This window comes from Kitasatospora sp. NPDC101183 (assembly GCF_044767945.1).
Classification (GTDB): Bacteria; Actinomycetota; Actinomycetes; order Streptomycetales; family Streptomycetaceae; genus Kitasatospora.
Genome location: NZ_JBIWOW010000021.1, coordinates 134,211 through 141,390 on the forward strand (window position 1 = coordinate 134,211; position 7,180 = coordinate 141,390).

Genomic DNA, 7,180 nt, shown 5'->3' on the forward strand with positions numbered 1-7,180 from the left:
CGACTCCCACATAAATCACATGGGTCCGCCGTCTGAACTTCCGACCCTGTCCGGACCCGGTGGGTCAGCCCAGGGACAGCTTGTGGGTCATCCCGTGGGTCAGAAGGGCAGGCCGGGGATGCCGCCGCCGATGCCCTGGGTCAGCGGGCCCATGCGCTCGGCCTGCATCTTCTGCGCCGTCTGGTTGGCGTCCCGGACGGCCGCCAGCACGAGGTCGGCCAGGGTCTCGGTGTCCTCCGGGTCGGCCGCCGCCGGGGCGATCGTCAGCGCGACCAGCTCGCCCGAGCCCGTCACCGTCGCCTCGACCAGGCCGCCGCCCGCCGAACCGGTCACCCTCGCCTCGGCCAGCTCCTGCTGCGCCTGGGCGAGGTCCTGCTGCATCTTCTGCGCCTGCTTGAGCAGCTGCTGCATGTTGGGCTGGCCACCACCGGGGAACACGGCACTCTCCTTGCTGTCGTCGCTCCCGTACGGGCTTCCGTACGGGAGCCTCCGTACGAGGTCCTCGTCGTCATCGACGAGCCTACGTGCCGATCAGTTGCCCCGGTGGTGGATCTCCTCCAGCACCGTGGCACCCAGCTCGCGGATGATCAGCTCCTGGCCGGAGAAGGTCTCCTCGACGAGGTCCGGGTCGTCCGCCTCCGGGATGTCGTCCTCCGGCGCCACCGCCCGAGCGGCCGGCGGAGGCGGAGCCTGCACCGGGGCCGGCGCCTGCACGGGCGGGCGCGGAGCCTGCACGGCCTGCGGCGGGCTCTGCACCGGGGCGGGCGCCTGGGGCTGGGCCTGCGGCTGCGGTACGGGCGCGGGCGGCGGGGCCTGCACCGGCGCGGCGGCCGGACGGGCCGGGGCTCCCCAGCCGCCGCCGCTCGGGGCGGCGGGAGCGGACGGGGCGGGGCCGCCGACGCCTCCGGAGGGGTCGACGATGCACTCGATCCGCCAGTCCACGCCCAGCGCGTCGGACAGGGCCTGGCGCAGCACGTCGTCGCTGCTGCTGCTGACGAAGCTGTCGCGGGCGCCGGCGTTGATGAACGACACCTGGAGCACGCTGCCGTCGAACCCGGCCACCTGGCCGTTCTGGCTCAGCAGGATCCAGGTGAAGCGGCGGCGGTTCTTCACCGCCTCCAGGATCTGCGGCCACATCTGGCGCACCTGCGCGGCGCCCTGCTGCGCGGAGGCGGAGGGCTGGGCGCCCGGGGGCGCGGCCGGGGCAGGTGCGGGTGCGGGCGCCGGGGCGGGTGCCACGGCCGCCGGCGCGGCCGCCTGCGGCTGGGGCGCGGGGGGTGCTGCGGGGGCGCCCCCCGCGGAGGGGAAGCTGCGCGGGATCGGCCACGCGCCCGGTGCGGGGCCCGCGGGGGCGGGCGGCGGGGGCGGGGTCGCCGGCATCGGCGGGGCGACGGGGGCCTGCACGGGGGCGGGGGTCCGGACCGGGGCGGGCGCCTCTGCGGGTACCGGCGGCGGCATCGCCGCGGGCATCTGCACGGGCATCGGTACGACCCCGCCGGCCGCCGCGCGCCGCTCCAGCTTGTCCAGCCGCGCCTGCAGCGACAGCTCGTCGCTGTACGCGCCGGGCAGCATCACCCGGGCGCAGATCAGCTCCAGCTGCAGCCGGGGCGCCGCGTTGCCGCGCATCTCCGTCAGCCCGGTGTTGACGATGTCGGCCGCGCGGCTCAGCTCGGCCGCGCCGAAGCCGTCCGCCTGGGCCTGCATCACGGCGATCCGGTCCGCCGGGGCGTCGATCAGCCCCTTCTCCCCGGCCTCCGGCACGGTGGCGAGGATCACCAGGTCGCGCAGCCGCTCCAGCAGGTCCGTCACGAAGCGCCGCGGGTCGTGCCCGCCCTCGACGACCCGGTCGATCACCTGGAACACCGTCGCCCCGTCCTGCGCGGCGAAGGCGTCCACCACCTCGTCCAGCAGGGCCGAGTCCGTGTACCCGAGCAGCGAGGTCGCCATCCGGTACGTCACGCCGCCCTCGTCGGCGCCGGCCAGCAGCTGGTCCATGACCGACATCGAGTCGCGCACGGAGCCCGCGCCGGCCCGCACCACCAGCGGGAACACCGGGTCCTCGACCTGGATGCCCTCCCGCCCGCAGACGTCCGCGAGGTAGTCGCGCAGCGTGCCGGGCGGGACGAGCCGGAACGGGTAGTGGTGCGTCCGGGAGCGGATCGTCCCGATCACCTTCTCCGGCTCCGTGGTCGCGAAGATGAACTTGAGGTGCTCCGGCGGCTCCTCCACCACCTTGAGCAGCGCGTTGAACCCGGCCGAGGTCACCATGTGCGCCTCGTCCAGGATGAAGATCTTGTACCGGCTGTGCACCGGCGCGAAGAACGCCCGCTCCCGCAGCTCGCGCGCGTCGTCCACACCACCGTGCGAGGCGGCGTCGATCTCGATCACGTCGATCGACCCGGGGCCGCCGGTCGCGAGGTCACGGCAGGACTGGCACTCCCCGCAGGGCGTCGGCGTCGGCCCCTGCTCGCAGTTCAGGCAACGGGCGAGGATGCGCGCACTCGTCGTCTTCCCGCAGCCGCGCGGCCCGCTGAACAGGTACGCGTGGTTGACCCTGTTGTTGCGCAGGGCCTGCTGGAGCGGAGCGGTCACGTGCTCCTGCCCGATGACCTCCGCGAAGGTCTCGGGGCGATAGCGGCGGTACAGGGCTAGGGACACACCACCGACGATATCGGGACGGACCGACAAACGCGGCGCCCCTCCCGCCCCACCCCGGGAACGCGAAGACCCCCCGTGCACCCGCCAGAGCCCTCCTACCCTTGCTGCCTTCCGGCCCTGGGGGGGTTCAAAGAGATAGCGCCACACGAGGGGCTGACCCCCACACTACCGGATTCCCACCCCGACGATCCACAGGCCACCCCCGCCCTCCTGCCTGCGGGATAGCTGGTCGCGAGCACCCCGAAACATGTACTAAGCTCTCCCACGGAGGATTCGCCTAGAGGCCTAGGGCGCACGCTTGGAAAGCGTGTTGGGGGCAACCCCTCACGAGTTCGAATCTCGTATCCTCCGCCTTCGCCCACCTGGGCAAACGAAAGGCCCCGACCGGGTTCCGGTCGGGGCCTTCGTCGTACCTCGTCTCAGTTTCCGTCTCAGTCGGCCTTTTCCGGGGCCTCGTCGGGCGCTTCGGCCGGGCGACCCCACAGCAGCCCGCCGATCTTGTCGGCGACCTCCTGCAGCATGGGGTCGGTCACGTGCTGGTAGCGCTTCGCCATGGACGCGGACGACCAGCCCATGATGGCCATCACGATCCGCTCCGGAACCTTGAGGAGCAGGAGCACGGTTCCGGCGGTGTGGCGCGCGTCATGGAGCCGGGCTTCGCGGACGCCGGCGACGCTGAGGATGTCCTTCCACTCGTGGTAGTCGGTGTTCGGGTTCAGCGGCTCCCCCGTGGGCGACGCGAAGACGTAGTCCTTGTCCACCCAGAGCTGCCGGGCGTCGGCCTGCTCGCGGGTCTGGTCCTCCCGGTGCTTCCGGAAGAGCTTGATCAGCTCGTCCGGGAGTGGGATCGGGCGCCGGCCCGCCCGGGACTTGGTGTCCTTCGTCTCCCGCCGGATCTGCACCCGTTGGCGGCAGTAGCCAGCCTTCCGCCCGCAGTCGCCGCCGCAGCCGTGCGCGTACTTCGGCCTGAGGCGCCCCCTGCGGAGCCTGATCACGCCCAACTCCAGGTCGACGTCCGACCACTTCATACCAAGCACCTCACCCTGGCGCAGGCCGAGCGCGAGCGCGATGACCCAGCGGGCCGGGTGCCGCCGGCGCCCGACCTCCAGCAGGATCTCCTGCACCTCTCCGACCGAGTAGGGCTCGATCTCCTCCTCTTCGAGCCGGGGCGCCTTGGCGATCGTGGCCACGTTGCGGGTCAGGTGGCCACGCCGAACGGCCTCACCGAGGGCGACCCGGACGGTGCGGTGGGCCTGGTGGGCGGTGCCGGCGGCACTCCCGTTCGCCTGCATCTTCTTGTAGAAGCGCTCCAGGTGCTCCGGTTCCAGCTTCTCCAGACGGTGTGCGCCGAGCCCGGGAACGAGGTGCACCCGTACGGCGACCTCGTAACCGTCGTAGGTGTTCTCACCGACGGCGCCCGGCACGATCTCCTTGATCCAGTGGGTCAGCCACTTGCCAACGGTCCACTTCTGGCCCGCCTTGGGCACGGCCCCCGCGTCGCGCTTCTTCTCCAACTCCCGGACAGCCTTGATGACTTCGGCCTGCGTCTTGCGCTCGACGTGCCGCCGGTCCGGCGTCCCGTCGTCCTTGACTCCGATGGTGACGCGGCCGTGCCACTTCCCGTCAGCGCCCTTGTAGATGGACGACGTGCCGTTCGGACGGCGGGTGCGCTTCTCGTTGTCTGCCAAGTCTGTTCTCCGGTCAGGCGGCGGCGGTGTGCATCTTGCGGTGGAGGTAGGCGGCGCACTCCTCCGCCGGAACGCGGCGGAGGCGGCCGATGGGGACGGTCCTGATCTCGCCGTCCTTGATGAGCGCGTACATGGTGGTGCGGCCGATGCTGAGTCGGCGGGCGGCCTCCTCGACCGTGAGGGCGACCAGGGTGGGGTCGTAGTCGGGGTGGTCCCCGAGGGCGGTGACGGTCACTGCGGCTACTCCTTGGCTGATGGGGCAAGGCGGCGCGGTGCGGACGGACCAGGGCACGGGGTGCCACGGAAACCACGGAATACACAAAAACCCTCTCTGTAGCGTCTGACCTGCGGTGATGGGCTCGGACGGAGTTCTCCACAGAAGTCCGCGCTTATTCCGCAGAAATAGCCGGACGCACCTCGGGGCGGGGGGGGCCCCCCCCCCCCGCGCCCCCCGCCCCCCCCCGAGGGTGGGGCGCCTGGGTTTTTGTGGAATTCCGAGCGACTTGTGTGGCGGGTCGGCGTGGTGGGCGTCGTTGCTGGTCGGGGCGGGTGTCGATGGCTTTCGTGGATTTTGTGGATTCTGCGGGCGGGTCTGTGCGGTGGATCAGCTCGGGTGGAGGTGCGGGTGGGTGGCGTACCGGGGTGCGGGCGGGCGGCCTCGGGTGCCGGGCTCGCGCGGTGGGGCGGGTTCGTGGCGGAGCCAGCCGTGTTCTTCGAGCAGGCCGAGGGCGGTCTCCAGGACGGTGACGGTGGGGAACTCGGCGCGGGAGAGCTTGGCCATGAGGTCGCGCCGGGAGAACGACTCGGTGGGGTAGGTGGTGAGGTGCTTGAGGACGGTGCGGGCGCCGGCGAGGGCCTTGTCCGCGCCCATGGCCTCGAAGACGTTCAGGGCGTGGACGGTGAAGTACTCGCCGAGGCGGATCGCGCGCTCGACCGTGTCGACGGTGATGGGCTGCTTGTAGCCGTCGCCCCCGTGCTCGGCGAGGTGGAGCAGACCAGCGATGCGCACGGTGGCGCCGACGAGCTTCCCGGCCCACTCGCTGATGTGGCCGAGGGCGCCGCACGGGGCAAGCCGCGGTTCGATCCGGTCTTGGAAGGCGACGAGCGCGGCGCCGGCCTCCGGGGTGGTGGTGAGGACGGCCGGGTCGGTCCAGTCGGCCATCGCGAGGGTGAGGGCCGTCACCTTCCGCTCGTACTCCTCCGCGACCTCGTCAGGGATCAGGTCCGGGAGACTCTTGCGCCGGCCGACGAGCGATTCGGGCATGGAGTACAGGAAGCGGGCGAGCAGGCCACGGCCGTCAAAGACGCGGTTGCGGCCGATGTCCTCCAGCACGCACGGCTGGACCGCGAGCGCCATGGTGAGGGCGGGCTCGTCGATGTACTGCTTGTCGCGGGACTGCCGGTTGACCTTGAGCAGGTCCCCGGCGTGCCCCTTGAGGAACACCTCCATGTCGGCGGTGCCACCGGAGTAGCGGCCGGCGATGGTGTCGAAGATGCCGCCCTCGGCGGACATGACCGCGAGACGCCCGCCCTGCTCGGCGAGGAGGGTGGTGATGGCGGCGGGGGTGCCGTCGTCGGCGATGAGCTGCGGCTCGGCCGGGACGGTGATCTCCGAGGCGGTATGGGCCAGATCGAGCGCGAGGCGGTTCAGCTCCTCGCGCTCGTCCTCGCTCGCGGCGGCGGCCTTGGCGGTGGCCTTGTCGGCTGCGGCACGGGCGAGGCTGGCGGTGGTGGTGGCCTCCACGATCGCGCTCGCGCTCTGCTCGACCAGGGCCCGTTCCACCTTCACGAGCGGGCGGGTCATGGCCGTGAACACGGCGCTCTTGCGGTTGGCCGGGGGCAGGGCGACGACGACGTAGAGGTTCACCGGCTCGCGCCAGCGTCCGCGCACGACCACCACGGCCCGCCCGCCGCCAGCGACGGCCAGCACCGCCAACGCGAGGCACCCAGCCAGATCGACCGGCGTCTGTGTCTCCTCCGCCACCGCCGCGACCATGGCGGCCACCCACCCGGGCAGGGCGTCCACCGGGAAGGGCGGGAGGACGCGGGCTTGGCCAAGCGGGATCGGCTCCTCCCACCCGGGCGGTTCAGCGGCGAACGCGGGCGGGACGGCGTTCTCCCAGCCCTCGGTGAACAGCGACCCGGACGGCGCGGCGGGGGCGTTCACTCGGCCCACCGCCTCGGGCGATGCCCCGAGGAGAAGCGCTTCTCCTTGGCGCAGGACGGGTGACGGTTGCTCATGCGGCACGCCCCACCGATCCGGCGGCGCGGGCGAGGCCGTTGGCGATGGTGCGCCTGCACTCGGCCTCGCCGAGACCTGCCTCCAGGCCCGCGCTCAGGAGCGCGTCGGTGGCGTCCGCCTCGGGCAGCGCGCCGGAGCCGACGAGGCGGCCGAGGGCGGCGGCGGAGGCGAACAGCCGGTCGTTGCGCCCGCCCTCGCGGGTGGCCTTGATATTGGCGGTCTCCCGCGCGACGGCCGTGTCGACGTACGGGCCGAGGCGCCCGATCCGGGCCCGCACCGCGCTCGCGTCCACCACGGTTGTCGGGGCGGGCTTGGGGGTGAGCAGGCCGAGCAGCCATTCGGGCAGCGGGACCGGGTCGGTGTCGTTGACGACGGTGTAGGGGCGGTGGTTGACGGTGCTGCCGGGGGCGACGACGTATCCGCCGTGCGCCCTCGTGTCGACCTTCCAGCCGAGCCCGTTGCCCTTCTCCCCGCAGGTGTTGCGCAGGACCACGCCGGCCGGGGCGGCGAAGTACAGGTGGGCGCCGCCCCGGCCGGTGCGGACCTCGTACGTCTGCGGCCACGGCTGGTCGTGCTGCTCGCACAGCGCGGC

Annotated in this window: 6 protein-coding genes, 1 tRNA gene and 1 other RNA gene; 1 reads left to right on the plus strand and 7 read right to left on the minus strand. The window is 72.5% G+C overall.

Annotated features, from left to right (window positions below; genetic code table 11):
- Nucleotides 1-99: 99 nt before the first annotated feature.
- The 3 genes from ACIRRS_RS27630 to ffs all read right to left on the minus strand — a co-directional run bounded on the left by ACIRRS_RS27630 (nt 100) and on the right by ffs (nt 2,816).
- A complete protein-coding gene (locus ACIRRS_RS27630; RefSeq protein WP_402976012.1) occupies nt 100-438 on the minus strand; it encodes a YbaB/EbfC family nucleoid-associated protein in 339 nt (112 codons plus the stop codon).
- 93 nt (nt 439-531) lie between these two features.
- Complete coding sequence (locus ACIRRS_RS27635; protein ID WP_402976014.1) at nt 532-2,658, minus strand: DNA polymerase III subunit gamma and tau; 2,127 nt, start codon at nt 2,656-2,658, stop codon at nt 532-534.
- A 61-nt stretch (nt 2,659-2,719) separates the two neighbouring features.
- Nucleotides 2,720-2,816: signal recognition particle sRNA small type (gene ffs / locus ACIRRS_RS27640), an RNA gene on the minus strand.
- 108 nt (nt 2,817-2,924) lie between these two features.
- Here ffs and ACIRRS_RS27645 point away from each other — a divergent pair.
- Nucleotides 2,925-3,009, plus strand: a tRNA-Ser gene (locus ACIRRS_RS27645).
- 80 nt (nt 3,010-3,089) lie between these two features.
- Here ACIRRS_RS27645 and ACIRRS_RS27650 read toward each other — a convergent pair.
- The 4 genes from ACIRRS_RS27650 to ACIRRS_RS27665 form a co-directional block, all read right to left on the minus strand.
- Nucleotides 3,090-4,346, minus strand: coding sequence for a tyrosine-type recombinase/integrase (locus tag ACIRRS_RS27650; RefSeq protein ID WP_402976016.1), 1,257 nt, complete (start codon nt 4,344-4,346; stop codon nt 3,090-3,092).
- A gap of 13 nt (nt 4,347-4,359) precedes the next feature.
- Nucleotides 4,360-4,581 carry an excisionase family DNA-binding protein gene (locus tag ACIRRS_RS27655; RefSeq protein WP_402976018.1) on the minus strand — a complete coding sequence of 74 codons (222 nt, stop codon included), beginning with the start codon at nt 4,579-4,581 and terminating at the stop codon, nt 4,360-4,362.
- Nucleotides 4,582-4,950: 369 nt separating this feature from the next.
- Complete coding sequence (locus ACIRRS_RS27660) at nt 4,951-6,513, minus strand: YfjI family protein (protein ID WP_402976020.1); 1,563 nt, start codon at nt 6,511-6,513, stop codon at nt 4,951-4,953.
- A gap of 70 nt (nt 6,514-6,583) precedes the next feature.
- A partial coding sequence (locus tag ACIRRS_RS27665) for a bifunctional DNA primase/polymerase (RefSeq protein ID WP_402976021.1) occupies nt 6,584-7,180 on the minus strand: 597 nt, incomplete at its 5' end.